The organism is Rathayibacter sp. VKM Ac-2835 (assembly GCF_013266705.1).
In the GTDB taxonomy this organism is placed as follows: Bacteria; Actinomycetota; Actinomycetes; order Actinomycetales; family Microbacteriaceae; genus Rathayibacter.
Genome location: NZ_JABSNQ010000002.1, coordinates 499980 through 525176, shown reverse-complemented (window position 1 = coordinate 525176; position 25197 = coordinate 499980). Strand labels below are relative to the sequence as shown.

Below are 25197 nucleotides of genomic sequence, written 5' to 3'. Positions count from 1 at the left end.
GCCGCCCCCGGGCACCCCCCGCAACGAAGAAGTTGTCCCTACATGGAGGTAGTGATGTCGACCCGACAGAACCGGCGAGCAGTGCTCGCCCTCGGCGCAGGAGGAGCGGCTCTCGCTCTTGCGCTCACCGGCTGCAGCACCGGAGGCGGCGGCGACTCCGCCGACGGATCCACGCTGAGCGTGCTCATCGACAACCAGACGGCGACCGTCGAGCTCTGGGACGCGCTGAAGACGAAGTTCGAGGAGGAGAACGACGGCATCACCCTCGACATCGAGACCCGGCCGCAGGGCAGCGAGGGCGACAACCTGATCAAGACGCGCCTCGCCACCGGCGAGATGAACGACGTCTTCGCCTACAACTCGGGCTCGCTCTTCCAGGCGCTGAACCCCGACCAGAACCTCGCACCGCTCTCGGACGAGCCCTGGGTCGATTCGCTCGACGAGGGCTTCCGCACCGTGGTCTCGACCGACGCGGACCTCTACGGCATCCCGCTCGGCCAGGCGATGGGCGGCGCGGTCCTCTACAACAAGGACGTCTACAGCTCGCTCGGCCTGACCGTGCCGAAGACCTGGGACGAGTTCATCGCGAACAGCGAGAAGATCAAGGCCGCCGGCGACGTCGCGCCGATCATCCAGACCTACGGCGACACCTGGACCTCGCAGCTCTTCGTGCTCGGCGACTTCGCCAACGTGCTGGAGCAGGACCCGGAGTGGGCGACGCAGTACACGGCGAACGAGGCCAAGTACGTCGACGAGCCGGCGCTGGCCGGCTTCGAGCACCTGCAGCAGGTCGCCGAGTCGGGCCTGGTGAACGAGGACTACGCCTCGGCCACCTACGACGACGGCGTCCGCATGGTCGCGACCGGCGAGGGTGCGCAGTACCCGATGCTGACCTTCGCGGCCGGCCCGCTGATCCAGAACTACCCGGACTCGCTGCAGAAGGTGGGCCTGTTCCCGCTGCCCGGCGAGTCCGCCGACTCGAATCCGCTGACCGTCTGGCAGCCCAACGCGGTCTACGTGCCCAAGTCGACCGAGGGCGCGAAGCTCGAGAGCGCGAAGAAGCTGATGGCCTTCCTGGTCACCCCCGAGAGCTGCGACATCCAGAGCGAGATCGCGGCGCCCCAGGGTCCGTTCGTGATCGACGGCTGCACGCTGCCCGACGACGTGCCCGCGCTCGTCTCGGACATGCAGCCCTACTTCGACAGCGGTGACACGGGCCTCGCGCTCGAGTTCCTCTCGCCGATCAAGGGACCGGCGCTCGAGCAGATCACCGTCGCCGTCGGCTCGGGCATCACGCCCGCCGCGGAGGGTGCGCAGCAGTACGACGACGACGTCACGAAGCAGGCCAAGCAGCTCGGCCTCGACGGCTGGTGAGCCCCGGGGGCCGGGAGCGCAGGCGCGTCCTCCCTCCCGGCCCCTCCCCCCGGGCGCCCGCCCTTCCTTCGGGCGCCCTCCCCCACCCCTCACCGGCCGATCGACGGAGATCTGATGACCGCAACGATGGAGAAGCGCCCGGCCCGGCGCTCCGACCCCTCCCGCTCCCCCGAGCCGCCGACGCGGCGGAAGGCCATGAAGAGCCCGTACCCGACGTGGTTCTACCTGCCGGCCGGCGTCTTCTACGTGGTCCTGTTCCTCGTTCCGACGGTCGCCTCCCTCTACTTCTCCCTCACGCGCTGGACGCTCTTCGACTCGACCTTCATCGGCTTCGAGAACTTCATCGAGTTCTTCCAGGACCCGGCGCTGACGACCGGCTTCGTCAACACCTTCATCTACGCGGCGATCACCTCGGGCCTGAAGATCGTGCTCGGCATGGCCCTCGGGGTGCTCCTGAGCTCGCAGATCATCGGCCGCGGCTTCCTCCGCAGCGTCGTGTTCTTCCCCGTGCTGGTCTCCACGATCGGCATCGGCATCACCTTCAAGGTGCTGCTCGACCCGTTCGACGGCCTGATCAACCAGGGCCTCGCGACCATCGGCCTCGCCGGCCCGGGCTGGCTGACCGACCCGCAGTGGGCGCTCTTCTCGGTCGCGCTCGTCGACGTCTGGAAGGGCGTCGGACTCGCGACGCTCATCTACATCGCCGGCATCGTCGCGATCCCGCAGGACTACTTCGAGGCCGCCCGCGTCGACGGCGCCGGCGCCTGGCACAACTTCCGGCACATCACGCTGCCGCTGCTGCGCCCCGCCACCGTGACGGTGATCCTGCTCTCGCTGATCGGCGGGCTGCGCTCGTTCGACCTGATCTGGGCGATGACCAAGGGCGGGCCGGGCTTCACCAGCGACGTGGTCGCCTCGGTCATCTACAAGCAGTACCAGGCCGGCTTCTACGGCCTCTCGACCGCCGGCAACGTCATCCTCTTCCTCGTCGTCGCAGCGCTGATCTTCCCGCTGTCGGCCTGGCTCAACCGGAAGGACAAGGAGCTGTGACCACCACGCCGCTCACGCCCGCCCCGCTCTCGCCGACCCCGCTCGAGGACGACCCGCTGCGCGCGAAGGTGCGCCAGCGCGGTGTCGGCCGCGGCTCCCGGACCTGGCGCTACGGCGGCGGCATCCTCGCCATCGTCCTCGCCGTCCTCGTCTTCATCGTCCCGTTCCTCTTCATCGTGCTCACCGCCGCGAAGACGCAGCAGGAGTCGTCGCTGCTCGGCTTCACCCTGCCGACCCAGTGGGTGTTCCTCGAGAACCTGCAGGAGGTGGTCTCGGCGCGGAACTTCGTGCTGCTGCGGGCCTTCGCGAACAGCGCGATCCTGACGATCGTCTCCGTCACGGTGATGGTGGTCCTGGCCGCGATGGTCGGCTACGTCCTCCAGCGCCGCCGCTCGAAGTGGAACCCGCTCGTCAACGGCTTCGTCCTGGCCGGCCTGATCATCCCGCCCGCCGTCGTCCCGACGATCTGGGTGCTGCAGGGCCTCGAGCTCTTCAAGACGCTGCCCGGCCTGATCGCGGTGCACGTCGCCTTCGGCCTCTCCTTCTGCATCCTGCTCTTCCGCGCCTTCGTCTCGACGATCCCCCGCGAGCTGGACGAGGCGGCGACCATCGACGGCGCCGGCCCCTTCCGCCTGTTCTTCACCGTGGTGCTGCCGCTGCTGAAGCCGGTGATCGTGACCGTCATCGTCGTCCAGGCCGTGACGGTCTTCAACGACTTCACCTACGCGCTGTACTTCCTGCCCGGCGACGACAACGCGACCGTGCAGCTCACGCTCTACAACTTCTCCTCGCAGTCGGTGTCGTCCTGGAACCTCCTCTTCATGGACGTGCTGCTCATCACCATCCCGCCGCTGGTGATGTACATCTTCTTCAACCGCCAGATCGTCGCCGGCATGACGTCCGGAGCGGTCAAGGGCTGAGCGGGGCCGTCGGACCGCACCTCCGTCTCGCCGCCGCCGGACGCCCTTCGAAACCCCGAGGAGGCGTCGGGCGGCGATTCTGCGCGCGTTCCGCGCCGCGACGACGAAGCGCCCTGCTCCAGCGACACTCGCCGCCTCCGAGTCCGCTGGACAGTGACGACCGCCGTCGGCCTCCCTCCCAACGACCTCCCTGCCGCATCCTGCGCCGCCACCTTCCGTGGCGCGAAGTATCGGGCCCGTCTCGACGCGCCGCAGCAACGCCTTCACGCGAGGGGGCCTCGCCACGCTCCAGACCCGCCGATGCCCGCGGTCCTGCGGATTCCGCCGGCACTGCGTCAACGGCGACGGCTGCGTGGCGTAGAGATCGACCACTGTACGGGAGGCCTCGGTCGCCTCGCAGACGCACGAAGAACTCGCAAAGCATGACCACGGCTGCACAAGCCGAAACATCCTCGTATTCTTCCTGATCAACCGCGAAGGGCGGGATCGAAGTGTCTTCGCACGCTCGAAGACCTCGGTCATTCAGTCACGAAGGAGTGCAGCTAATGGTCATGCAGAAGAATCACAGAACGGTCTTCACCGTCATGTCGAGTATGGTCGCGGCAGCGGTCGTCCTCGCCGCAGCGAGTCCAGCGCAGGCGATCCCTAGAGTCGAGAGCACCGAACCATCTCCGGCGGCCGACTTCTCGACCGAGGTCGTTCCCGCGACCACCACTGTGGTGACCGACGCCGGAGCGGTATCCGTGGGCATCACCCTCCCCGGCGCGGTGTCGTCCTCCGCGGTGGTCGACCCGGGCACTCTCCCGGACGGTCTCTTCGACGGAGCAGGCGAGCCGGTGCTGACGACGACCTTCGGTGACGCAGCGATCAGCAGCTATGCGACGGAGAAGGGCACGCAGACGCTGATCCAGGTGGACTCCGCCGATGCGGCCCACGATTACCGCTTCCCCCTCTCGCTTCCCGCCGGCGCCAGCGCGACCGTAGAGCCCGACGGGTCGGTCGCCGTCCTATCGGCCGCGGGTGATCTGCTCGGTGGCTACGAGATCCCCTGGGCCTACGACGCCCTGGGCAGTCCCGTCGGCACGAGCTTCACCCTGGACGGGAACACCCTCGTCCAGACGGTGGAGTTCGACGAGGCGACTGCCTTCCCCGTGATCGCCGACCCGAGCGACGCTTGGGGGTGGGCCGCGTGTGTGGCCGCAGTGGCCGGTGCCGTGGCAGTGAACGCGAACATCGCGAACAAGGTCGCCTCCCTGGTGTCCCGGTTCGGAAACATTCAGAAAGCCTTCGAGGTGATTTATCGCGCATGGAAGACCACCTCCAACGCGGAGAAGCGGCGGCAGGCGATCATCAACGCCGCCGGCGATCTGGTCCTGGAACTGGCCGGGGTGATCTCGATAAAGCAGGCCTGCTTTGACTCCTGAGAAGAGGAACAGTGCGCCGTTCGCACTCACCATGTTCGCGATCGGCAGCCTGTTCGTCTTCCTCGCCGCCGCCGAGAACCGACCCGCGTGGTGGATCGTTCTCTTCGGGATCATGCTGCTCACGACCGGGTACAGCGCTTTCGTCGAATTCCGTCGGCGTAGGCAGTAGAACCGGGAGAGGGTTCATGTTCTCCGCCGCCGCGGAGTGCAAGCCGAGCTGGTGGATCTTCCTCACCGCGATAGTCCTCCTCGGGACCGGCATCGGCGCTTTCGGTCACTTCAGGCGGCGGGGGCGTTGAAGACACTGTCCCCTCCTTGCTCGAGTAAGCCACCGTTCGAGTGAGACATTCCACCCAGGCCCCACGAGAGCGGGCAGAGCGAGCCGATCTTGACGGCCGCTCTGCCCGCTCTTCGCGTCGGGCCACTCCGCCTGTCGGCTCCACGCGGTCGGCGAAGCGGGCAGGACGAAGCGTACGAACTCCGGAGCGGTCAAGGGCTGAGCGGGGCCGCCTCTCCGTCGGCCGGATGCTCCCCCGCCGGGCACCGCTCGGTCCAGCGGGCGACGTCCGACGGGGGCTCGGTCGTGGGGAGGTCACGGGGGCCGACGAGCCGGCGCAGCCGGGCCGGCCGGCGCGAGCGGGTCAGCGCCGTCCGCCAGCGGATGTCGACCACCGCACGCTGGAGCGGGTCGATCGGCTGGAGGACGCCGTCGATCCGCTCCTCGATGCGCACGAGCGGCGGGCGGACGAGATGCAGGCGTCGGCCGGGCTCGCGTTCCGGGTCGGTCCGGCCTGCCCGGGTGCGCAGCTGCTGCTCGAGCTGCTCCGGGTCGCTCGCCGACCAGGCGCTGACGCCGACGCGGCCGTCGGGCAGGGCGAAGCGCTCGGTGATCCGCAGCGGAAGCTCGTCGTGGGGGTGCGTCATCGTTCTGACCTTCCGGTGGGGAGAGAAGAGGGGAGTCCGCGCTCGGCGGGAGTCGTGGCCCGTCGTCTCCGCAAGCGCCGCGCCGCGAGGAGACCGCCGCCCGAGAGCAGGAGCAGTCCGGCCACCAGCCCGACCGGACCCGCCGCCGCTCCGGAGACGGCGAGCGCCGTCGGCACGGGACCGACCGGAGGCACGGTCACCCCGGCGCAGCTGGCTGTCGGCTCGTCGTCGCAGGGGTGCTGGACCGAGGTCGGCGGGAAGCCCGGCGGCAGCCGCTCGATCCGCGCGCGGTTCGCGATCGTCCAGCCGTCGACGCCGTCGGCGACCCGCCCCGTCACGGTGAAGACCGTCGAGGCGCCGGGCGCCAGGGCCAGGCCCTGGACCTCGAGATCGGCGGAGGCGGGCCCGCCGTCCCGCGAGATCGTCACGTCGGACAGGTGCTCGAGGGTCGGGACATCGGTGAGGGTGAACCCCTTCGCGGGACGGGCGCCGATGTTCGCGACGACGATCCGGAAGCCGGCGCGGCCGCCGTGCGCGACCGTCGGCTCCAGCGCCGTCTTCGCGATCGCGAGACGGCCGTCGGTCCCTGGCGCAGGGACCTCGGGTACCGGCACCTCGGGCACGGGAACCTCGGGCACCGGGACCTCGGGAACGGGAATCTCGGGCACCGGGACCTCGGGCACGGGAATCTCGGGCACCGGGACCTCGGGCACCGGGACCTCGGGCACGGGCACCTCGGGCACGGGGATCTCGGCGCAGGAGAACGCGGCGTCGTCCGGGCACGGGTGCCGAACCGTGGGAGGCTCGAAGCCGCCCGGCTGCTGCGAGATCGTCGCCCGGTTCGGCACGGTGAGCGCGTCCCGGCCCTCGGCCACCCGGCCGCTGACATGCAGGGTGATCTGCCCGCCCGCAGGGATCGCGAGCCCGGTCACGGGCTCCGTCGCGGGCTGGACGCCTCCGGCGCCGTTCTCGATCACGGCGTCGAGGAGATGCTCGAGCACCGGGACGTCGGTGACGGTCACGTCGGCGGCGTCGAGAGAGCCCGAGTTGCCCACGACCACGTCGAAGCCGGCCTGCCCGCCGTGCTCCGCCGACGACTGAGCGGCCGTCTTGTCGATCCACAGCGCCCCTCGGCCGATCGTGTGCGGGACGGTCGCGCAGGGGTTCTGCTCGGTCGCGACTCCCGAGGCAGAGGGTGCGAAGGCGGCCCCCGCGAGGCAGGCCGTGTTCGCGAGGGTGCGGTCCCCCGGCCGGTCCGTGCGCACGACGACCTCGAAGGAGAGCTCGGCGACGGTCCCGACCGGCAGGGTCCCTGCCGCCCAGACCAGCCGGCCCGTCGCCGGATCGACCGTGGCCGTGCCGTGCGAGGTCCGGATCGAGGCGGCGTCGAGGTCGGCGTCGTCGAGGACTCCCTGGTCGAGGTGGTCGACGACGGCCGCGTCGCGGGCGTCCCCCGAGCCGTCGGAGGTGAGCGTCAGCCGGTACGGCACCCGCGCGCCCGGCCGCAGCGGGACGTCGGACGGCACCGACGAGCTCTTCGTCAGGGTGACATGAGGGGTGAGAGCGCCGAGCCCGGCGACCGCCGTCGCGCCGTCGGAGCCGGCGGCCCAGTCGTCGATCGCGCGCAGATCGCCGTAGGAGCCGTGCACGGCGTCGTTCACGTTCGGCACGCGACCCCGGCCCGAGTCGTCCGCCTCCCAGCGGTGGACCCCGGCGCTCGAGTCCGCACCGTCCGTCGGCGAGGTGACGGCGGACGTCGCCGAGTAGCGCTCGCCGTTCGAGCCTGCGAGCAGATGGTCGTCCCAGTGCAGGGCGGCCGGGGACGCCTCGCCACCGGTCGAGCGCACGACGGACAGACCGCCGGCCGACGTCTCCGCATCGACCCGGGTGACGTGGAACTCGTTCGTCCGCCCGACCGAGGCGCGGAAGCGGACGCCGGGATCGGCGGTGTCGACCGCGTCGCCGCGCGCGTCGAGGCCGTTCCAGGCGATGTCGAACGGGCCCGGCTCCGCGACGATGCGGGAGAGGTGGACATCGCGCGGGCCGTCGTAGGCCCCGTCCCCGTCGGCGTCGATGTCGGCCGCGACCGTGCCCGGCTGGGTGCCGAGAGTGCCGACGAGGGTGCCCGCGTTCGAGCCGGAGCCGGAGCGTCGATAGGCGAGCCCCTCGATCGTCGGGGCGGCGTAGGCGGGCGCGATCGCGGCCGGGAGATCGGCCGCGGGCGGGTCCAGGAAGAGCTTGTACGTCTGCAGGCCGTCGATGCCGGAGCGTCCGGACGCCTGGACGTACTGCGCGCCGACGCCCTGCGCCTCGGTCGACTCCGGCATCGGCACGGACAGGTACGACGGATCGGAGGACCCGACCCGGACGTTGCCCTTGTTCGTCGCCTGGAGCGTCGAGGCGACGCCGTCGTAGTCGCGGAGCGTCAGGTCGTAGCGCGCCCCGGTCTCGGTGACGGCGTGCAGCGTGAAGGTCGCGCGGCGGTCCGCGGGTGTCGCGTAGCTGGTCCTCGCCCCGGACTGGATCCCGTAGGAGGTGGACCAGACCCGGCCGGCCAGCGGTGCGCCCGATGCCGCCGCGACCGCGATGCTCCAGACCAGGTTCACCGGCGCAGTGACGTCGTCGTCGGTCACGATGACGCGGAAGACCCCGGTCTCCTCGGCGACGAACTCGCCTCCGGCCGCGACGGACGGCGGAGCGCCCCGCGGGAAGACCTGCGCGTCGAGCACGCCGCCGTCCGGCGCGAGGATCGAGGCGGTGCCGCCTCCGCTCTCGCCCTCCCCCGTGCCCGACCCGCCCTTCAGCGGGTGCAGATCGGCGCTCAGCCGCTCGCCCTTCTGCAGCCAGGCCGAGACCGTGGTCGCCCCCGCGTTGGTGGATCCGCCGTGCAGCAGGGTGTTCTCGATCGTCCGATGCGGCGACGCCTGGGCCGCGCCGGCGGGCGGAGTGGTCGCTCCTGAGCCGAGCAGCCCGCCGACGAGAGCGGCGCACACCCCCGCTCCCAGCACCGGCCGGACGACCCTCTCTCTGCGGCGACCGGCACACCCCTGCCGTTCCGTTCGACTCATCCGTTCGTCCCTCTCCTCGGCCGCCCGCGCTCACCGCGCCGGCGACGGTCGTTCAGCCCCGTGGGAAGGAGAGTAATGCTCAGGTCGAAGCGGTCGGGGGCGATGCGGCGATCTGTGGACGACTCGGTGGATCGGGTCGTGGGGAGGAGTGGCGTCTCCCGCGCCGGACCGGGACGGGGCGCGCTGTCCGTGCCACACTCGTGGGGATCGGAAGGCCGTGGTGACCACCGCACCCCCTCCGCGCCGAACCGCTCGAAGGCCCGCCAGGGCGCCCGCTCGAGGGCCGAGGCGTTCCCGTGGGTGTCGCGGACGAGACGGCCTGAGCGGAGTTCCTGCGGGTGGATCTCGATACGCCCGCTGCGCGGGCTACCCGATCAGCATGAGTGGACCCGCCCCGCGGGTACCTCGGTCAGCATGTGCCGGCCCGCTGGGCGGCCTCTCGACCGGTAGAGCGGTCGCTCAGGCCGGAACGCGCTCGCGGGCGGCGCGGGGCTTCGCGGCCGAAGTGAGCAGCGAGGCGAGGGCGACCAGCACCAGGACGACGGCCATCGCGCCGCGGAGGCCGAAGTGCTCGCCGAGGAAGCCGAGCAGCGGCGGGCCGACGAGGAAGGCGATGTAGCCGGCGGTCGCGACGGCGGCGACGGCGGAGGTCGGGTCCTCGCTCTCGCCCGCGGCGGAGAGGGTGACCGGGAAGCCGAGGGCCGCGCCGAGACCCCAGAGGACCACGGCCGCACCCGCCACGACGGCGTTGTCGGCGAAGACGACGATGCCGATCCCGACCGCCGAGACGAGGGTGCTGGCCAGCAGGACGGTCGCCTTGCCGAACCGGGCCAGCAGCGGGGTGCCGAGGAAGCGGCCGACGGTCATCGCCGCGGCGAAGGCCGTGAACACCACGGTGCCGACGGTGGCGGAGACGCCGTGGCCGTCGACCATGAGCAGCGGCAGCCAGTCGGTCGCCGAGCCCTCGGCCAGCGCCAGGGCGAGCACGATCAGCCCGAGCATCAGCACGCGCGGCTGCTGCCAGACGGGCGTCGAGCGGACCTTCTCCCGGGGAGCGCCCTCGACGGCGCGCTCCACCCGGCCGGTCTCGACGGGGATGGAGCGGATGACGGTGACCAGGAGCGCGAGCGCGACCACCGCGACTCCGACGAGCTGCCAGACGACGGGGAAGTCGATCGCCGTCAGGCCGATGCCCGCCACCGCGCCGGTGACGGTGCCGAGACTGTAGAAGCCGTGCAGCGCCGGCAGGACCGAGCGGCCCGTCAGCGTCTCGAGCGCGGCTCCCTCCACGTTGAGCGCGATCTCGGAGATGCCGATCCCGAAGCCGACGAGGGCGAGGCCGGCCGCGACGCCGAACGGCGTCGAGAGCTCGGCGAACACGCCGGTCAGGGCGATGCCGGTGACGAAGGACGCGCCGCCGATGACGACGGTGAAGCGCACTCCCTGCCGGCGCACGACGGCAGCCGAGGAGAGCACTCCGCTCATCGAGCCGACCGAGAGGCCGAGCAGGACGAGGCCCATCTCGGCGGTCGAGGCGGCGAGCAGGTCGCGGACCGCCGGGGTCCGCACGACCCAGGAGGCCATCCCGATGCCGAAGACGAGCATGAAGGCCGAGATGGCCAGGCGGCGCTTCGCGGCGGAGACGGGGCGGGACGGCATGAGGACGACCGTATCGTCCGGGAGTGGACGGCAGGCGCCGCAGGACGATCAGGGCGGCCGTCAAGCTCCCCCGTCGGCACGCGGGCCGCGGCTAGCGTTCGAGGAGGGCCGGTGCCGCGGAACGACGGCGCCCCGCCCGCTCGACGACCTCCGGAGGACCCCATGCCCGACCAGTACACCTTCACGAACCCCGCCACGCAGTACCCGAACGTCACGCCGCCGGTGCAGCAGCAGCCCGAGCCCGGCCTCCAGTCGCGGATGACCCCGGTCCCGGACCTCGGCGAGGACAGCTATCGCGGCACCGGCCGCCTGACCGGGCGCCGCGCGCTGATCACGGGAGCCGACTCCGGCATCGGCGCGGCGGTCGCCATCGCCTTCGCCCGCGAGGGTGCGGACATCGCCCTCGCCTACCTCCCCGACGAGGAGGAGGACGCGCAGCACGTCGTCGAGGTGATCCGCGCGGCCGGCCGCACCGCCGTGACGATCCCCGGCGACTTGACCGATGCGCAGTACTGCCGCGACCTGGTCGAGAAGGCAGTCGAGGGGCTCGGCGGGCTCGACACGGTCGTCAACGTCGCCGGCAAGCAGGTCTGGCAGGACGACGTGCTCGAGCTCAGCGACGAGCAGTTCGAGACGACCTTCGCGATCAACGTCTTCGCGCCGTTCCGGATCATCAAGGCCGCGCTCCCGCACCTCCCCGCGGGCTCGACGATCATCAACACCGCCTCGGCCGAGGCGCACACGCCCGCGCCCGACCGCCTCGACTACGCGATGACCAAGGGCGCGATCAACAACCTCTCGAAGGGGCTCGCCCAGCAGCTCGCGGCGAAGGGCATCCGCGTCAACGTCGTCGCGCCGGGACCGACCTGGTCGGTGCTGCAGGTGACGGCGGGCGTCGACCCGGAGAGCCTGCCCGAGTTCGGCTCCAGCGAGTCCCCGATGGGCCGCGCCGCGCAGCCGGCCGAGCAGGCGCCCGCGTACGTCTTCCTCGCGTCGGCGGAGTCGAGCTACGTGGTCGGCGAGACCCTGAACGTCAACGGCGGGATGGTCTCGCCGTAGCTGGTCGCGCCAGGTCGGCGCCCGCCCTCTACCGGGGAGGCATGAGGACGAGGCGATGGCTCCTACCGGCGGCGGGCGTGCTGCTCGTCGTGATCGGGATCATCGTCGCTGCGACCACTCCGAGCGAGGTGTCGTTCGGCTGGTTCGCGTACGCGCCGCTCTCGGAGACGATGTTCTCGCCCGTCGGCACGATGGTCGTCCCTCCGGGTCAGGCGACCGCAGGCGCTCTGATCGTGCTCGGCCTGCTCGTGCTCGCGTTCTGCGCGGGCTGGCTGCTCGCCCGCCGGCGACCGCGGACCGCGAGGGGAGCGTCGGGACAGGGCTCCTGACGCCCAGGTTCGCGCGCCCGCGCTGCGGTGCGGTGACGATGCGGTGCGGTGCGAATCGTCGACGGACCTCCGGCTCGCGGAACGCGGTCCGGCTCGCAGAATCGAGCAGATCCCACGAGCCGGAGCTGAGCAGGGAACCCTCCCGCGAACGGACCCGAATCGGGCCCTGCGCGCGAAGCAGAGCCCGATCCCCGTCCACTCGCGCGCCGCTCCGACTGCGAGTGGACGGGGAACGGGGCCCGCGCGGGGGCCGGGGCCCGTTCCGGGTCCGGTCGCGGAGCCGCCCCCGGGAGCCGGCGCGGCACTAGGGTGAGCGCACCCGCCGCCGCTCCGATCCCGGTGCGCCCGGACGGGGCAGCGAGAGGCGGCGCCGTGGTCCCCGACATCAACCCGTGGGCGGTGGCCCTGGCCACCCTGTCGACCATGCTCGTCGGCTCGATCTGGTACACCCCGAAGGTCTTCGGCACGCTCTGGATGCGCCTGACCGGCATCAGCCGGGAGCAGATGAGCAGCCGCAGCGCGGTCGTCCCGATCCTGGTCACCGTCGTGGTCAGCCTGGTGACCGCGCTCGTCCTGGCCGGCTGCGTCGACATCGCGCACGCCTTCTACGGCGGCAGCTGGTTCGCGAACTCGGTGATCACCGGGCTGTTCCTCTTCGCCGGCTTCACCGCCGCGCGGATGATCACCCACGACGCGTTCGAGGGCCGGCCGGCGAAGCTGACGATCCTGAACATCACGCACGAGCTCGTCACGATCCTCGTGATGGCGGTGATCATCGGGCTGCTGCCCGTCTGACGTCGGGCCGGCTCAGTGCCGGTCAGCTCTCGGGCAGCTCGGCGAACGTGCGCTTGGCGCCGTTGTACCAGCCCATCGACTGGACGGGGTGGCGCCAGCGGTTCTTCATCTCGTCCCGCGCCTCCTCGTGCATCGCGTCGCCGCCTTTCACGGCGTCACGGAGGTGCCGGTCCTGGAGCTTGACGACCGCGTCGGCCGAGTCGCCACGGTGCTCGAGGTCGCAGGGTCCGCCGAGCTGGCGGCAGGTCATGGTCTTCATCCGGTGCTCCTTCTGTCGGGGGCCCGAACGGGCCTCTCTCCTGTTCGACGGCCGGGGAGCCGCCGATGTGACACGACACGCCGGAGCGTGTCAGCCGGTGTCGACCGCGCCGCCCTCGCGCCGGCGGATCGACGCGAGAACGGCCGGGTCCGCCCGGAAGACGACGGCGGCGACCCGCCCGGCCTCGACCGTGAAGTCGAAGGCGACCTGCGGGGAACCCCGGTGGAACCAGGCAGCACCCGGCCGCCCGTCGACGAACGCCGCGAGCGCCGCGTGCGCGCTGCCGTCGAAGAAGGCGGCCACGGCCTCGCGACCGTCGATCCGCTCCGGGGTGCCCGCGGCGAGCGCATCCGCATCCGCCCGGATGCTCGCCCCGGGTGCGAGCAGCAGCAGGAGGCGCGCCAGGTCGCCGCCGCGTGCCGCTGCCATGAAGGCGTCGACCACCTGCCAGTCGGCGACCGGCCCGTCCGCGGGTCCGGCCGCGGCCCTGGCGCGCGCCCGGGAGGCGAGCTTGCGGGCCGAGACCGCGCTGCGCCCGAGGATCTCGCCGATCGTCGCGAAGTCGACCCCGAAGCTGTCCGCGAGCACGAACGCGACGCGCTCGTTGGGCGTCAGGGTCTCGACGACGACGTGCAGGGCCTGGCCGACGGCCTCCGCGCGCTCCAGCCCCGCACCCTCCGTGCCCGTGCCGGTCTCGACGAGCTCGGCGGGCTCCGGGATGCGCGCGCGCAGCCGATCGAGGCAGAGCCGTGTGGTGACCGTCGTCAGCCAGGCCGGCAGGTTGTCGATGTCGGCCGTCGTGCCGTGCAGGCGCAGCCACGCCGACTGCACCGCGTCCTCGGCCTCGTGGTGGTCGTCGAGCAGCCGCGAGGCGAGCCGGGTGAGCCGGCCGCGCTCCGCCTCGAAGGCCACGGCCTGCTCGTCGGCGGAGTGGGACACGCGTCCTCCTGACCGGACCTGCGGTGGCCGCAGCTCGCGCCCCGGTCGCCGATCCGGAGAGGACCGCGCGGTGAGGGACGCCCCCAGTGTCGCGTCCGGTCACCGCCGCGACAAGAGCGACGGCGGCCGGCCCCCGCGTCAGCGGTCCGCGCGCGCGTCCTCCGGAGCCTCCGACCGCCCCCCGGCGGCCGGCGCCGCCAGGCTCTCGCGGTGCAGGCGCTCCGCCTCCTCTCCGCCGACGGCCTCGCCGCGCGCGACCATGCCGGACTGGTCCGACAGCGGGATCTGCTTGAGCAGCAGCGCGAGCACGAAGGCGATCGCGATGAAGGGCAGGAGGTACCAGAACACCGGCGCCAGCGACTCGGCGTAGGCGCGGACGACGCCGTCGCGGACCTCGTCCGGCAGGGCGTTCAGTGCCTGCGGGTCGAGCGTCGCGGTGGCCGCACCGACGTCGGCGACGCCCGCGTCGGTGAAGACGCCGGTCAGCTTCTCGGCGAGCGAGTTGGTGAAGATCGTGCCGAACACGGCGACGCCGAGCGAGGCGCCCACCTCGCGGAAGTAGTTGTTCGTGCTGGTCGCCGTGCCGATCATCTCGGGGGCGACGGCGTTCTGCACGACCAGGACGATGACCTGCATGATCAGGCCGAGCCCGGCGCCGAAGAAGAAGAGGTAGACGCAGATCAGCGGGATCGGGGTCTCGGCGGTCAGCGTGGTCATCGCCGCCATCGCGAGGCCCGTCAGCAGCGCGCCCACGATCGGGAAGGCCTTGTAGCGGCCGGTGCGCGAGATCGCGATGCCCGAGTAGATCGACGTGCCCATCAGGCCCGCCATCATCGGCAGCATCAGCAGGCCCGACGCGGCGGCGGACGTGCCGGACGCCATCTGCAGGAAGGTCGGCACGAACGCGATGGCCGAGAACATGCCGAGGCCGAGCGTGAGGCCGATCGCCGTCGCGTTCACGAAGATCGGGTTGCGGAAGAGGCTCAGCGGGATGATCGGGTCCTCGGCCCGCGACTCCACCCAGATGAAGCCGGCGACCGCGGCGACCAGCCCGGCGCCGAAGGCCCAGGTCTCGAGGGCGCCCCAGCCGTGCGCGGCGTCGCCGCCGAAGTCGGTGAAGAAGATCAGGCAGGTGGTGGCGATCGAGAGCAGCAGGACGCCGGGGACGTCGATCCGCTTGGTCGCGCGCTTGCTCGGGAGCGTCAGCGCGAACCACGCGATCGCGAAGGCCGCGATGCCGACCGGGATGTTGATGTAGAACGCCCACTGCCAGGTGAGGTGGTCGACGAAGAGGCCGCCGAGCAGCGGACCGGCGACGGCCGAGAGGCCGAAGACCGCGCCGAGCGGACCCATGTACTTGCCGCGCTCGTTGGCGGGCACGATGTCGGCGATGATCGCCTGCGACAGGATCATCAGCCCGCCGCCACCCAGGCCCTGCAGGGCGCGGAACACCACGAAGGACCAGAAGTCGCCCGCCAGCGCGCAGCCGACCGAGGCCAGGGTGAACAGCGCGATGGCGATCAGGAAGAGCGTGCGGCGGCCGAGGACGTCGCCGAACTTGCCGTAGATCGGCATCACGATCGTGGTCGCGAGCAGGTAGGCGGTGGTGATCCAGGCCTGGTGCTCGACGCCGCCGAGCTGGCCGACGATGGTCGGCATCGCGGTCGAGACGATGGTCTGGTCGAGGCTGGAGAGGAGCATGCCGGCGATCAGCGCGGAGAAGATGATCCAGATCCGGCGCTGCGTGAGCAGGAGCGGAGAGGCGGGGGCGGGGGCGGTCATGGTGTCCTCGGGGTCGGGTGGGGCGTGAGGGAGCGGGAGGCCGGTCGGCGCCGGAGTGGCCGGTCAGCCCAGGAGCAGGCGCGTCACGGCTGCGATGCGGTCCTGCGCGAGGCGCTCGAGCGGAATGGAGCCGTCGGAGTCGAGGTAGGCGCCGGCCGCGCTGCGCACGACGGTGCCGGCGGTCTGCACGGCGAGCAGCACGGACGGGTCGGCGGGGTCGAGCCCTTCGCGCCGCGCGACGAGGTCCGCGACGAGGAGGTCGCGCTGGGTGCCGACGTCGAGCAGGGCCTGCAGGAGCTTCGGCTCGCGATCGGCGACGGCGACGAACTCGCGGACGCTGTCGGCGTTCAGCCCGATCGCGGCGAAGTGCACCGCGCCGAGGGCGACGAGGGCCTCGAGCAGCGAGACGCCGGGGCGGCGGGTCAGGAACTCCGTGACGCTGTCGTCGTCGAGGCCCTCCTCGGGCCGGCCGACGATCGCGTACTCCTTGCTCGGGAAGTAGTTGAAGAAGGTGCGGCGCGAGATGCCGACCTCCTCGCAGAGCTCCTCGACGGTGAAGCCCGAGAAGCCGTGCCGGATCGTCAGCTCGCGGGCGGTGCGCGCCAACTCACTGCGCCGCTCGGCGGCGCGTTGGTCGCGCCGGGTCGCGGTCGCACTCTCTTGCATGCTGTGCATCCTTGCACTCTGCGCCCCGTAGTGCAAGACACGAGCTGCTGCGGTGGTCCGACCCCCGTCCGGGGGACTATCGGGCCCTGGAGCCGAGTGGGAGCGTGCCGGGCGATACCGTCGTCGCTGAGACGGGACGCCGCTTCGGCACGCAGACAGCGGCACGCAGACGACGGCACACAGACAACGGGGGAACGATGTCGCAGCAGACCAGCCGGGACCCGGCGATCGAGGCGGAGGCGCCGAGCGACCGCGACCGGCGCACCGCGGTCATCGAGGCCATGGGCCTGATGGGCTCCGGCCCCGAGGAGCGCTTCGACCGGATCACGCGGATGGCGCAGGAGCTCTTCCGCGTGCCGGTGGCCGAGATCCACATCCTCGACGAGACCACGCTCTTCACGAAGTCGCCGCAGCCCGAGGGGCCGGTCTCCTACCCGCGCGCAGGGACCTTCTGCGACGCGACGCTCGCCAAGCGGAGCACGCTGGTCGTCCCGGATCTGGGCGCCGACGGCGCGTGGGCGCAGCACGTGCACGTGTCCGGCCCGCCGCACGTCCAGTTCTACGCCGGCCGCCCGCTCACGGTGGACGACGGCCTGCAGCTCGGCACGCTCTGCCTGCTCGACTTCGTCCCGCGCGCCCTCACCGCGGAGGAGGAGCTGCTCTTCGAGGAGTTCGGCCAGTGGGTGGAGCGCGAGCTGCGCGACACCGCGGAGTGGGACCGCGCCGCCGACGTGCAGGCCCGCCTCGCTCCCGCCGCCTTCCGCCACCCCGCCGGCTACGACCTCGCGGGGGCGTCGCTGCCCAAGTGGCAGATCTGCGGCGACTTCTACAGCTGGACCGCCACCGAGGCGATCGTCGACCTGACCCTCGTCGACGTGATGGGCAAGGGCACGGGGGCCGCGATCCTCGCCGCGGGCATCCGCGCCGCGTTCCGCGCCCGGGCCGGCGGTGCACCGGACGAGGTGGTCGCGGCGGTCAGCGAGCAGCTGCAGCCGGACTTCTCGGCCACCGAGACCTTCGCCACGCTCTTCCACGGCCGGCTCGACACGGGGACCGGGCGGGTCGACTTCGTCGACGCGGGCCACGGGCTCACCGTCCTGCTCCGCGCCGACGGCACGTTCCACCGTCTCGCCGCCCTCGGGCTCCCCCTCGGCATCACGGAGGACGGCGGCTGGGTCACCCAGACCGTCGATCTGGCGGTCGGCGACTCCCTGGTCTCCTTCACCGACGGGGTGCTCGACCTCTTCGACGGGACGCTGCAGTCGCTCGTCCTCGCGGCCGACCTCGTCCGCACCTCCGAGGGCGCCATCGGCTTCCTCACCGCCCTGACCGCGCTCGCCGGCTCCGGCCGCGCGATCGACGACATCACCGCGCTCCTCGTGACGCGGACGCACGACTCCGCACGCCCCGCCGCGGAGACCGATCAGGAGCAGGCATGACCTTCAGCACCGAGACGATCGCCCCGGGCGTCGCCGTGATCACGGCGGCGGGTCGGCTCAATCTCACCGCGGCACGGGAGCTGCGCACCGAGGTGCGGAGCGCTCTCGACGAGGGCAGCAGCCGCATCGTCGTGGAGCTGAGCGAGGTCTCCTTCATGGACTCGTCCGGGCTCGGCGCGCTCGTCGCCTGCCTCAAGAGCGCCCGCCAGGCCGGCGGCGATCTCCGGATCGCCGCACCGAGCGCCCAGGTCACCATGGTGCTCGAGCTCTCCAACCTCGACCGCGTGCTCGTCGGCTACGACTCGGCCGGCGACGCGTACCGTGACTGAGCGCACCCTCGCCTTCCGGACCCCGCCGGACGACATCGAGCTCGTGCACGACCTGCTCGACTCGCTCTTCACCGAGCGCGTCGACGTCGGCGCCCGCGACCGGATGGAGTTCGAGACGGCGCTCGTCGAGCTCGTGTCGAACGTCATCCAACACGCCGTCTCGACGACCGCGGTGCTCTGCCGCCTCGTCGTGACCGTCGACGACGACGCGCTCCGGGCCGAGCTGATCGACACCGCCGATCCGCCCGGCGTCGACACCGGCCCGCGGGAGATGCCCGACGCCTTCGCCGAGTCCGGTCGCGGTCTCGCGCTGATCACCGCGCTCGTGACCGTCTTCGACTACGAGCGCACCTCGAGCCGCAATCTGTGGTCGATCAGCAAGGACCGCTCGCCGCAGGCCTGACGCGCACGGTCGCGCGGGCTCAGCGGATCGTGTGCGCCGTGATGACCGCCGCGGCCCGCGCGAGATCCTCGACGACCTCGTCCTCGCCCAGACGCGGCGACGCCCGCAGCACCTCGACGCTGACCGCGTCGTAGCGCTCGTCCACTGCCGCGAGCAGCGCGGTGCCGGAGTCGGTCAGCCGGAGCAGGACGCTGCGCCGGTCCTGCGGGTTCGACACCCGATCGAGGTGGCCGGCCTTGGCCAGGCGGTCCAGCAGCGCGGTGACCGCGCCGGTCGTCAGGGACAGCTCGAGGCCCAGCCACTTCGGCGTCAGGCCGGGCGAGTCGGCGAGCGCCTCCAGCGCGCCCAGCTCCGAGATGCCGATCCCGAGGTCGAGGGCGACCGCGGTGCGCAGGTCGCGCTGCGCGGTCTCGAGCGCCCGCAGCGCCTGCCGGAGGGCGGCGCCGGCGGACTGCGCGCCGCCGTCGGCGGGGGGCGTGTTCTCGGGATCCATGCGGGCCTTCTCGCGGGTCGGAGCAGGCTCCTCGCCGACGGAGCGGCTGTGCCTACAACAGGGGGTATTGGAACGATTGCAAAGTATCTTTGCCATCAAGTAACTTACTCGACAAGCCAGAAACATCCCCACAGCGAACTGCACGGCAGTTCACCTTCTACCCGATCAGGAGTCCTGTCATGTCGAACCACACCGCAAAGCGCAAGCGCGTCCGTTTCGCCCCCCTCGTCCTCGCCACCAGCGTCGCCGCCGCCGCGCTGCTGTCGGTCTCGATGTCCGGAACCCTCTCCGGCTTCGTCGCCAGCATCACCAACACCAACAACACCGCGGCCTCCGGCTCGCTCGTGATGGAGGAGAAGTCGACCGGCGCCAACCCCGTCACCTGCCTCAGCACCGACGGCGGCTCGGTCAGCACCAACACCGCGACCTGCTCGACCATCAACAAGTTCGGCGGATCGACCACCATGATCCCCGGCCAGACCGTCACCACCGCGATCACGATCAAGAACGCCGGCACCGTCTCGGCCAACACCTTCACGCTCACCCCCGGTGCCAAGTGCGAGCAGACCGCCAACACCGCCGCCGGCACCCTCTCGGGCACCGCGACCGACTTCTGCTCCAAGCTGAACGTCGTCATCACCTCCGGCAGCACCACCGTCTACAGCGGCACCGCCGCCGCGCTCGCCGGCTCGGCCGCCAAGTCGCTCGCCACCGCCCCCGTCACCGCCGGCACCAGCACCCCCTTCACCATCGCCGTCACGCTCGACTCCTCCGCCGGCAACACCTACCAGGGCCTGTCCGGCTCGCTCCCCCTCACCTGGACCTTCGCCAGCTGATCGAGCCTCCCCGGCTCACGCCGACCGAGGCACGCGCCCGATCCATGCCGATCGGGATACGCGCCCGGTCCATGCTGATCGAGTAGCCCGCAGAGCGGGCGTATCGAGATCCACCACCGAAGACCGCTTCCCCCGAAGCACCCGCCCCACCCCGGAAACACCCCGAGAAACACCCCCCCGCAACACCCGACACCCGCACCCCGGGGGCCGCCGCCCAGGCGGCCCCCTCCCCGCCGAGGAGGTGGACCGATGACCACGCTGCAGACCCGCCCCGCACCCGCCCTCCCCGGATCCACCGCCGTTCCCACCGGCAGCACCACCCCCACCACCCCCACCACCCCCGGCACCACCCCCGAGCCCCGCTCCCCCCGCACCCGCCTGCGCACCGTCGCGACCTGGACCGTCACGGCCCTCGTCGCCGCCCTGGTCGTCGCCGCCTTCCTCTTCCACGCCTCGGGCGGACGCTGGTTCATCGTCCAGACGCCCTCGATGGGCACCGCCGCCCCCGTCGGCACCCTCGTCCTCACCGCCCCGACGCCCCTCGAGGACATCCGGGTCGGCGACGTCGTCAGCTTCCACCCCACCACCACCCCCGACGAGACCTACACCCACCGCGTGGTCGAGCTCGCCGACGACGGCACCCTGGTCACCCGCGGCGACATCAACGGCGCGACCGACCCGTGGGCGACCGGCGCCGAGCAGCTGATCGGGAAGGTCGTCGTCGCGCTCCCCGGCGCCGGCTGGCTCGCGAAGGGCCTCCCGATGCTCCTCGCCGGCACCGTCCTCGTCCTGCTGCTCACTCGCCTGCTCTCCTCCCCCACCCACCGCGCCGCGATGCGGGTGCTCGGGATCTCGCTCGTCGCCTCCTTCACCGTCTTCGTGCTCCGCCCGTTCGTCGGCATCGTCGTCCTCGAGGCGACCGTCGAGGACGGACGGACGGGCGCCTCGCTCGTCTCGGTCGGCATGCTGCCGATCCGCGTCACGGCGGTCGGCGGCACGCACGTCGATCTGGTCTCCGGCCAGGTCGGCGGCATCCAGGTGCCGGCCAACGGCGAGGACTTCTACAACGTGTCCTCGGCGCTGCATCTGCCGCTCTGGGGCTGGATCCTCTTCGGCGCCCTCTGCGCCGCCCCCGTGCTCTGGACCGTGCTGGTCGGGCTCCCCGCCGGAGCCGAGCCGGTGGGCGAGCACGGCCGCCGCGCCCGCACCACCGGGACCGAGCCCGCCGAGACCGAGCCCACCGGGACCGAGCCCACCGGGACCGCATCCTCCCGGCCCGAGCCCGTCGAGAGCGACCCCGCGCGATGAGCCGCCACCGCCGCACGCGCGCCGCCTCGCCCCGCACCACCCTCGCGGCCCTGCTCGTCGCCGCCCTCTCGGCCGTGCTCTTCCTCGCCCCCGCCACCTCGGGCGCCTACGTCGCCTCCATCCGCAACTCGAACAACACCGTCGGCAGCGCGGCCGCCTTCTTCACCTGCGACTCGGCGCTCGCCGCCGACAGGGGCGACGCGCTGTTCTCCTACACGCTCGCTCAGGCGACCGGAGCGACGACCGCCGTCGACACCGACTCCGGCGCCTACCCCGGCACCTACCGTCCGGCGATGACCAGCTCCGCGACCACCCCGAAGGCCTGCCCGCGCGACGCCGGCGGCTCCTGGCTGCTGAACGGCACGAACGGCTTCCTCAGCACGCCCCTGCTGCTGAACAACCCGACCACCTTCAGCACGGAGATCTGGTTCAAGACCACCGTCGCGGGCGGCAAGCTCTTCAGCTTCAACACCAGCCGCGACACCGCGGGCAGCCAGTACGACCGGCACACCTACATCGGCGCGGACGGCCGCCTCGTCTTCGGCATCTACAACAACGGCGTCCAGTCGATCACCAGCCCGAACGCCGTGAACGACGGAGCCTGGCACCACGTCGTCTCGACGATCTCGCCGACCGCCGGGATGAGCCTCTGGCTCGACGGAGCGAAGGTCGCCGGCAACACCGCTTTCCGCAGCCCGGAGAACAGCAACGGCTACTGGAAGATCGGCTACGACACCCTCGGCGGCTCCTGGACGAACGTCGGCCCGGCCTCCTTCTCCGGCAGCCTGCGCTACGCCTCCGTCTACTCGACCGTGCTCACCGCGACCCAGATCCAGAACCACTACAACGCCGGCCGCTGAGTCCCTGCTCCGCCCGCACCGCGCCTGCACCGCCCCGCCCTGCCCTGCCCTACGCCTGCCCCGTCCCCTCCGCACCCGAACGGATCCCGCCATGACCAGCACCCCCACGCCCGGCCTCTCGCGCCGCTCGCTCACCTCGACCGCCCTCTGGACCGTCCCCGTGATCGCCGTCGCGGCGGGCGCTCCCCTCGCCGTCGCGTCGACCGCGCCCTGCACGAGCGTCACGCAGTTCGCCGCGACGAACGCGAGCGGCAACCCCGCCGTCCTCGGCGCGACCTCCGCCTCCGGGCGCACCTCGACCATCCGCATCACCTCGACCCTCGCCGCCGGCACCACCGACCTCTCCGGCGGTACGCGCTACAACATGAGCCAGAACGGCTCGGGCTGGGCCGGAAACGCCCCCGGCGGCGTCCCCTCCGAGTACTCCTTCTCCGGCTTCGGCCCGGCGGGCGCCCTCGTGCTCAACCAGCGCCGCGCGGGCGATCTCACCGTCCTCCCGAGCCCCGGATCCGACGCGCAGACGCTGACCTTCGAGTTCCGGGACGCCGACGGCGCGCTCTTCGACCCCGTCGACTTCCAGCTGACGATCTTCGACATCACCTCGAACACCGACGCCGGCTCGTGGGTCCCGACCTACTGGGACGCCGTCGGCTTCAGCACCGAGCCGACCTCGATCGCGACCTCGGGCTCCCTCCCGGGCGCCGGCGTCGGCACCCTCGCCGACCCCTTCCGCCGCGCGACCGGGAACGAGTACACGACGGCGGGCGTCACCCGCTCCGACACCTTCCGCTTCGGCGTCTTCCCCTCGGGCAGCACCCTCACCTACACCCAGCACGACGGCCGCCAGGGCTGGCACTTCGTCTCCCTCACCGACCTCCGCTTCGGCGCCGACGACTGCTGAAGCGGTTCCGGACGCGTCGCCTGCGACGCTCCACTTCCGAGGCCCACGCGAGAGCGTGGGTCTTCGTCGTCTCCCCGAGCGCTGTCAGGATGAGGGCATGCGCGCTCTCGTCCTCGACTCCGTCCGCGGCGAGCCGGAGGTCCGCGAGGTCCCGGCACCGGTGGCACCGACCGACGGCGTCGTCGTGCGGGTGCTGGCCACCGGTCTCTGCCGGAGCGACTGGCACGCCTGGGCCGGGCACGACGACATCGCCTTCCCGCACGTCCCGGGGCACGAGCTCGCCGGCGTGATCGCCGAGGTCGGGCCCGAGGTCCGGAACTGGGCGGTCGGCGACCGGGTGACCGTGCCCTTCGTCTGCGGCTGCGGCCGCTGCGAGTGGTGCCTGCAGGGCGACGCCCAGGTCTGCCCGGACCAGGAGCAGCCCGGCTTCACGCACTGGGGCTCGTTCGCCGAGCTCGTCGCACTGCACGCGGCCGACACCAATCTCGTCGCGATCCCGGAGGGCGTCGACGTCGCCACCGCCGCGAGCCTCGGCTGCCGCTTCGCCACGGCCTACCGCGCGCTGGTCGGCCGGGCCCGGGTTCAGGCCGGCGAGTGGGTGACGGTGGTCGGAGCCGGCGGCGTCGGCCTCAGCGCCGTCATGGTCGCGCACGCGCTCGGCGCCCGCGTCATCGCCGTGGACCGGAACGCCGCCGCCCTCGAGGTCGCGGCGAGCGTCGGAGCGGAACACGTCCTCCTCGCCGACGGCAGTGATCTGCCGGCCGCCGTGCACGCGCTCACCGGCGGCGGGAGTCACGTCGCGGTCGACGCCGTCGGCAGCGAGCAGACCTGCGCCGACGCCCTGCTCAGCCTGCGCCGCCGCGGCCGGCACGTGCAGATCGGCCTGCTGCCGCCCGTCGAGGGCCACCCGCGCGTGCCGATGGCGCGCGTGATCGCCTGGGAGCTCGACGTCCTCGGCAGCCACGGGATGGCGGCGCGCGACTACCCCGGCATGCTCCGGCTGATCGAGCAGGGCGTCCTCGCCCCGCAGCGCCTGATCGAGCGGACCATCGGGCTCGAGGAGGCGGCCGTGCTCCTCCCCGTCTTCGACCGCGCGAGCCCGGCGGGGATGACGATCATCGACCCCACTGGTCGCCGGTAACCGCTTTCCGATACGCTGGCCGGATCATGCAGCCCACACGAGACGACCGCCGCCCGCTCTCCGGAGTCCGACCGTGATCCCGCGGATCGGGCTCGTCGGCATCGGCGGCTACGGCGCCTCGCACCTCGGTGCCGTCCTCGCGGCGCAGCGCGACGGCCGCGTCCGCCTCGTCGGAGTCGCCGACCCGCGGCCGCCGGTCGACGGACTGCTCCCGGACGGCGTCGCGCACCACCCCGACGCGAGCGGCCTCTTCGCCGCCGGCGGCACCGACATGGTCATCATCAGCACGCCGATCCACACCCACGCGGCGATCGCGCTCGCGGCGATGGACCACGGCAACGACGTCCTGCTGGAGAAGCCGCCCGCCGCCTCGCTCGCCGAGTTCACGGCGATCAGCGAGCGCGCCGCGGCCACCGGCGCCCTCGTGCAGGTCGGCTTCCAGAGCCTCGGCTCCTCCGCGATCCCGGCGATCCGCGCGGCCGTCGCCGACGGCGAGATCGGCGACGTCCAGCGCTACGGCGCCTCCGGAGTCTGGGTCCGCGACGACCGCTACTGGTCGCGCTCCCCCTGGGCCGGCCGGCGCACGCTCGACGGCGCAGTCGTCGCCGACGGCGTCCTGACCAACCCCTTCTCGCACGCGACCGCCACCGCCCTCGCGATCGCCGGCGCCGACCGGCTCGAGGACGTCGTCGACGTGCGCCTCGACCTGCGGCGTGCGAACGACATCGAGGCGGACGACACCTCCGTCGCCGTGCTCACCCTGGCCGACGGGCTCCGGGTGACGACCGCGGTCACCCTCTGCGCCGAGCGGCCGGAGGAGCCCTCCGTCGAGATCGTCGGCACCCGCGGGACGATCCGCTTCTACTACACGCTCGACGTCGTGCAGCTGGAGCGGGACGACCTGCCGCCGCGCACCGTCCAGTACGACCGGATCACGCCGTTCGAGGGACTGCTCGCCGCCCGCGAGCTGGGCACGCCCCTGCACGCCGGGATCGAGCGCACCGGCGGCTTCCTCCGCCTGCTCGACGCGGTGATGGCGGCGCCGTCGCCGCGGGCTCTGCCCGCGGACGCCTGGCGCGAGGTGCAGGACATCGAGGGGCGCCACCGCGTCGTCGACGGCGTCGAGCACGCGCTGCAGGAGGCGCTGCGCCGCGAGACGACGTTCGACGCGCTGGGTCTTCCCTGGAGCTGAGACTGTCACTCCTCTGAGAAGAAGGAGCCCGGTCCGCCGCTCACCCT

The 25197-nt window shown here is 72.2% G+C and carries 25 protein-coding genes; 17 read left to right on the top strand and 8 right to left on the bottom strand.

The window, feature by feature from the left end:
- Window positions 1-54: 54 nt before the first annotated feature.
- The 5 genes from HRK28_RS10290 to HRK28_RS10270 all read left to right on the top strand — a co-directional run bounded on the left by HRK28_RS10290 (window position 55) and on the right by HRK28_RS10270 (window position 4937).
- The gene (locus HRK28_RS10290) at window positions 55-1374 is read left to right on the top strand and encodes an ABC transporter substrate-binding protein (protein WP_254304731.1); all 1320 of its coding nucleotides are present in this window, start codon (window positions 55-57) and stop codon (window positions 1372-1374) included.
- Window positions 1375-1488: 114 nt separating this feature from the next.
- Complete coding sequence (locus HRK28_RS10285) at window positions 1489-2424, top strand: carbohydrate ABC transporter permease (protein WP_173251372.1); 936 nt, start codon at window positions 1489-1491, stop codon at window positions 2422-2424.
- A 68-nt stretch (window positions 2425-2492) separates the two neighbouring features.
- Window positions 2493-3344, top strand: a complete 852-nt coding sequence (locus HRK28_RS10280) for a carbohydrate ABC transporter permease (RefSeq protein WP_123447045.1) — start codon at window positions 2493-2495, stop codon at window positions 3342-3344.
- Window positions 3345-3889: 545 nt separating this feature from the next.
- Window positions 3890-4768, top strand: coding sequence for a hypothetical protein (locus tag HRK28_RS10275; protein ID WP_160090803.1), 879 nt, complete (start codon window positions 3890-3892; stop codon window positions 4766-4768).
- A 31-nt stretch (window positions 4769-4799) separates the two neighbouring features.
- Window positions 4800-4937, top strand: coding sequence for a hypothetical protein (locus tag HRK28_RS10270; RefSeq protein WP_173251370.1), 138 nt, complete (start codon window positions 4800-4802; stop codon window positions 4935-4937).
- A gap of 320 nt (window positions 4938-5257) precedes the next feature.
- Here HRK28_RS10270 and HRK28_RS10265 read toward each other — a convergent pair whose 3' ends face one another.
- The 3 genes from HRK28_RS10265 to HRK28_RS10255 all read right to left on the bottom strand — a co-directional run bounded on the left by HRK28_RS10265 (window position 5258) and on the right by HRK28_RS10255 (window position 10419).
- Window positions 5258-5692, bottom strand: a complete 435-nt coding sequence (locus tag HRK28_RS10265; protein ID WP_160090805.1) for a hypothetical protein — start codon at window positions 5690-5692, stop codon at window positions 5258-5260.
- Window positions 5689-8685 (bottom strand): DUF11 domain-containing protein, encoded by a 2997-nt coding sequence (locus HRK28_RS10260; protein WP_173251369.1) that lies wholly within the window; start codon window positions 8683-8685, stop codon window positions 5689-5691. Before HRK28_RS10260 ends, HRK28_RS10265 begins: the two co-directional genes overlap by 4 nt.
- Window positions 8686-9219: 534 nt before the next feature.
- On the bottom strand, window positions 9220-10419 hold the full coding sequence (locus tag HRK28_RS10255; protein WP_173251367.1) for an MFS transporter: 1200 nt from the start codon (window positions 10417-10419) through the stop codon (window positions 9220-9222).
- Between the two features lie 162 nt (window positions 10420-10581).
- Here HRK28_RS10255 and HRK28_RS10250 point away from each other — a divergent pair, with 162 nt between their 5' ends.
- The 3 genes from HRK28_RS10250 (at window position 10582) to HRK28_RS10240 (ending at window position 12602) form a co-directional block, all read left to right on the top strand.
- Complete coding sequence (locus HRK28_RS10250; RefSeq protein ID WP_173251365.1) at window positions 10582-11478, top strand: SDR family oxidoreductase; 897 nt, start codon at window positions 10582-10584, stop codon at window positions 11476-11478.
- Window positions 11479-11519: 41 nt separating this feature from the next.
- Window positions 11520-11807 (top strand): hypothetical protein, encoded by a 288-nt coding sequence (locus HRK28_RS10245; protein WP_173251363.1) that lies wholly within the window; start codon window positions 11520-11522, stop codon window positions 11805-11807.
- Between the two features lie 372 nt (window positions 11808-12179).
- Window positions 12180-12602, top strand: a complete 423-nt coding sequence (locus HRK28_RS10240) for a DUF1761 domain-containing protein (RefSeq protein WP_160090810.1) — start codon at window positions 12180-12182, stop codon at window positions 12600-12602.
- Between the two features lie 22 nt (window positions 12603-12624).
- Here the strand turns inward: HRK28_RS10240 and HRK28_RS10235 are convergent, their stop codons facing one another.
- The 4 genes from HRK28_RS10235 to HRK28_RS10220 all read right to left on the bottom strand — a co-directional run bounded on the left by HRK28_RS10235 (window position 12625) and on the right by HRK28_RS10220 (window position 16248).
- Window positions 12625-12861: a hypothetical protein gene (locus tag HRK28_RS10235; protein WP_173251361.1), complete on the bottom strand. Its 237-nt coding sequence runs from the start codon at window positions 12859-12861 to the stop codon at window positions 12625-12627.
- 90 nt (window positions 12862-12951) lie between these two features.
- Window positions 12952-13800 carry a sigma factor gene (locus tag HRK28_RS10230; protein ID WP_173251359.1) on the bottom strand — a complete coding sequence of 283 codons (849 nt, stop codon included), beginning with the start codon at window positions 13798-13800 and terminating at the stop codon, window positions 12952-12954.
- Window positions 13801-13938: 138 nt separating this feature from the next.
- Window positions 13939-15582, bottom strand: a complete 1644-nt coding sequence (locus tag HRK28_RS10225) for an MDR family MFS transporter (protein WP_173251357.1) — start codon at window positions 15580-15582, stop codon at window positions 13939-13941.
- 63 nt (window positions 15583-15645) lie between these two features.
- Window positions 15646-16248, bottom strand: a complete 603-nt coding sequence (locus HRK28_RS10220) for a TetR/AcrR family transcriptional regulator (RefSeq protein ID WP_173251356.1) — start codon at window positions 16246-16248, stop codon at window positions 15646-15648.
- 197 nt (window positions 16249-16445) lie between these two features.
- Between HRK28_RS10220 and HRK28_RS10215 the strand changes: the two genes are divergently transcribed.
- From HRK28_RS10215 to HRK28_RS10205, 3 genes are read left to right on the top strand one after another with little or no spacing between them, the layout of a single operon-like run.
- Entirely contained in the window at window positions 16446-17687 is a 1242-nt protein-coding gene (locus HRK28_RS10215; protein WP_173251354.1) for a PP2C family protein-serine/threonine phosphatase, read from the top strand.
- Window positions 17684-18016 (top strand): STAS domain-containing protein, encoded by a 333-nt coding sequence (locus HRK28_RS10210; protein ID WP_160090814.1) that lies wholly within the window; start codon window positions 17684-17686, stop codon window positions 18014-18016. Before HRK28_RS10215 ends, HRK28_RS10210 begins: the two co-directional genes overlap by 4 nt.
- Window positions 18009-18419: an ATP-binding protein gene (locus tag HRK28_RS10205; protein ID WP_160090815.1), complete on the top strand. Its 411-nt coding sequence runs from the start codon at window positions 18009-18011 to the stop codon at window positions 18417-18419. Before HRK28_RS10210 ends, HRK28_RS10205 begins: the two co-directional genes overlap by 8 nt.
- Before the next feature lie 19 nt (window positions 18420-18438).
- Here the strand turns inward: HRK28_RS10205 and HRK28_RS10200 are convergent, their stop codons facing one another.
- Window positions 18439-18912: a MarR family winged helix-turn-helix transcriptional regulator gene (locus tag HRK28_RS10200; protein WP_160090816.1), complete on the bottom strand. Its 474-nt coding sequence runs from the start codon at window positions 18910-18912 to the stop codon at window positions 18439-18441.
- Between the two features lie 179 nt (window positions 18913-19091).
- Between HRK28_RS10200 and HRK28_RS10195 the strand changes: the two genes are divergently transcribed.
- The 6 genes from HRK28_RS10195 to HRK28_RS10170 all read left to right on the top strand — a co-directional run bounded on the left by HRK28_RS10195 (window position 19092) and on the right by HRK28_RS10170 (window position 25150).
- On the top strand, window positions 19092-19748 hold the full coding sequence (locus HRK28_RS10195; RefSeq protein ID WP_160090817.1) for a hypothetical protein: 657 nt from the start codon (window positions 19092-19094) through the stop codon (window positions 19746-19748).
- 249 nt (window positions 19749-19997) lie between these two features.
- Complete coding sequence (locus HRK28_RS20540; protein ID WP_173251352.1) at window positions 19998-21056, top strand: signal peptidase I; 1059 nt, start codon at window positions 19998-20000, stop codon at window positions 21054-21056.
- A complete protein-coding gene (locus HRK28_RS10185) occupies window positions 21053-21916 on the top strand; it encodes a LamG domain-containing protein (RefSeq protein ID WP_173251350.1) in 864 nt (287 codons plus the stop codon). The genes HRK28_RS20540 and HRK28_RS10185 overlap by 4 nt, the downstream gene beginning before the upstream one ends.
- Before the next feature lie 91 nt (window positions 21917-22007).
- Window positions 22008-22817 (top strand): hypothetical protein, encoded by an 810-nt coding sequence (locus HRK28_RS10180; protein WP_173251348.1) that lies wholly within the window; start codon window positions 22008-22010, stop codon window positions 22815-22817.
- Between the two features lie 97 nt (window positions 22818-22914).
- Complete coding sequence (locus HRK28_RS10175) at window positions 22915-23958, top strand: alcohol dehydrogenase catalytic domain-containing protein (RefSeq protein WP_173251346.1); 1044 nt, start codon at window positions 22915-22917, stop codon at window positions 23956-23958.
- A 73-nt stretch (window positions 23959-24031) separates the two neighbouring features.
- On the top strand, window positions 24032-25150 hold the full coding sequence (locus HRK28_RS10170) for a Gfo/Idh/MocA family protein (RefSeq protein ID WP_173251344.1): 1119 nt from the start codon (window positions 24032-24034) through the stop codon (window positions 25148-25150).
- Window positions 25151-25197 lie beyond the last annotated feature (47 nt).

What these genes read in the sequence shown, in the direction of transcription:
- HRK28_RS10290 (WP_254304731.1), top strand. Translation starts at nt 55, where the DNA reads ATGTCGACCCGACAGAACCGGCGAGCAGTGCTCGCCCTCGGCGCAGGA.
- HRK28_RS10285 (WP_173251372.1), top strand. Translation starts at nt 1,489, where the DNA reads ATGACCGCAACGATGGAGAAGCGCCCGGCCCGGCGCTCCGACCCCTCC.
- HRK28_RS10275 (WP_160090803.1), top strand. Translation starts at nt 3,890, where the DNA reads ATGGTCATGCAGAAGAATCACAGAACGGTCTTCACCGTCATGTCGAGT.
- HRK28_RS10270 (WP_173251370.1), top strand. Translation starts at nt 4,800, where the DNA reads ATGTTCGCGATCGGCAGCCTGTTCGTCTTCCTCGCCGCCGCCGAGAAC.
- HRK28_RS10265 (WP_160090805.1), bottom strand. Translation starts at nt 5,692, where the DNA reads ATGACGCACCCCCACGACGAGCTTCCGCTGCGGATCACCGAGCGCTTC.
- HRK28_RS10255 (WP_173251367.1), bottom strand. Translation starts at nt 10,419, where the DNA reads ATGCCGTCCCGCCCCGTCTCCGCCGCGAAGCGCCGCCTGGCCATCTCG.
- HRK28_RS10250 (WP_173251365.1), top strand. Translation starts at nt 10,582, where the DNA reads ATGCCCGACCAGTACACCTTCACGAACCCCGCCACGCAGTACCCGAAC.
- HRK28_RS10245 (WP_173251363.1), top strand. Translation starts at nt 11,520, where the DNA reads ATGAGGACGAGGCGATGGCTCCTACCGGCGGCGGGCGTGCTGCTCGTC.
- HRK28_RS10235 (WP_173251361.1), bottom strand. Translation starts at nt 12,861, where the DNA reads ATGAAGACCATGACCTGCCGCCAGCTCGGCGGACCCTGCGACCTCGAG.
- HRK28_RS10225 (WP_173251357.1), bottom strand. Translation starts at nt 15,582, where the DNA reads ATGACCGCCCCCGCCCCCGCCTCTCCGCTCCTGCTCACGCAGCGCCGG.
- HRK28_RS10220 (WP_173251356.1), bottom strand. Translation starts at nt 16,248, where the DNA reads ATGCAAGAGAGTGCGACCGCGACCCGGCGCGACCAACGCGCCGCCGAG.
- HRK28_RS10215 (WP_173251354.1), top strand. Translation starts at nt 16,446, where the DNA reads ATGTCGCAGCAGACCAGCCGGGACCCGGCGATCGAGGCGGAGGCGCCG.
- HRK28_RS10210 (WP_160090814.1), top strand. Translation starts at nt 17,684, where the DNA reads ATGACCTTCAGCACCGAGACGATCGCCCCGGGCGTCGCCGTGATCACG.
- HRK28_RS10200 (WP_160090816.1), bottom strand. Translation starts at nt 18,912, where the DNA reads ATGGATCCCGAGAACACGCCCCCCGCCGACGGCGGCGCGCAGTCCGCC.
- HRK28_RS10195 (WP_160090817.1), top strand. Translation starts at nt 19,092, where the DNA reads ATGTCGAACCACACCGCAAAGCGCAAGCGCGTCCGTTTCGCCCCCCTC.
- HRK28_RS20540 (WP_173251352.1), top strand. Translation starts at nt 19,998, where the DNA reads ATGACCACGCTGCAGACCCGCCCCGCACCCGCCCTCCCCGGATCCACC.
- HRK28_RS10185 (WP_173251350.1), top strand. Translation starts at nt 21,053, where the DNA reads ATGAGCCGCCACCGCCGCACGCGCGCCGCCTCGCCCCGCACCACCCTC.
- HRK28_RS10180 (WP_173251348.1), top strand. Translation starts at nt 22,008, where the DNA reads ATGACCAGCACCCCCACGCCCGGCCTCTCGCGCCGCTCGCTCACCTCG.
- HRK28_RS10175 (WP_173251346.1), top strand. Translation starts at nt 22,915, where the DNA reads ATGCGCGCTCTCGTCCTCGACTCCGTCCGCGGCGAGCCGGAGGTCCGC.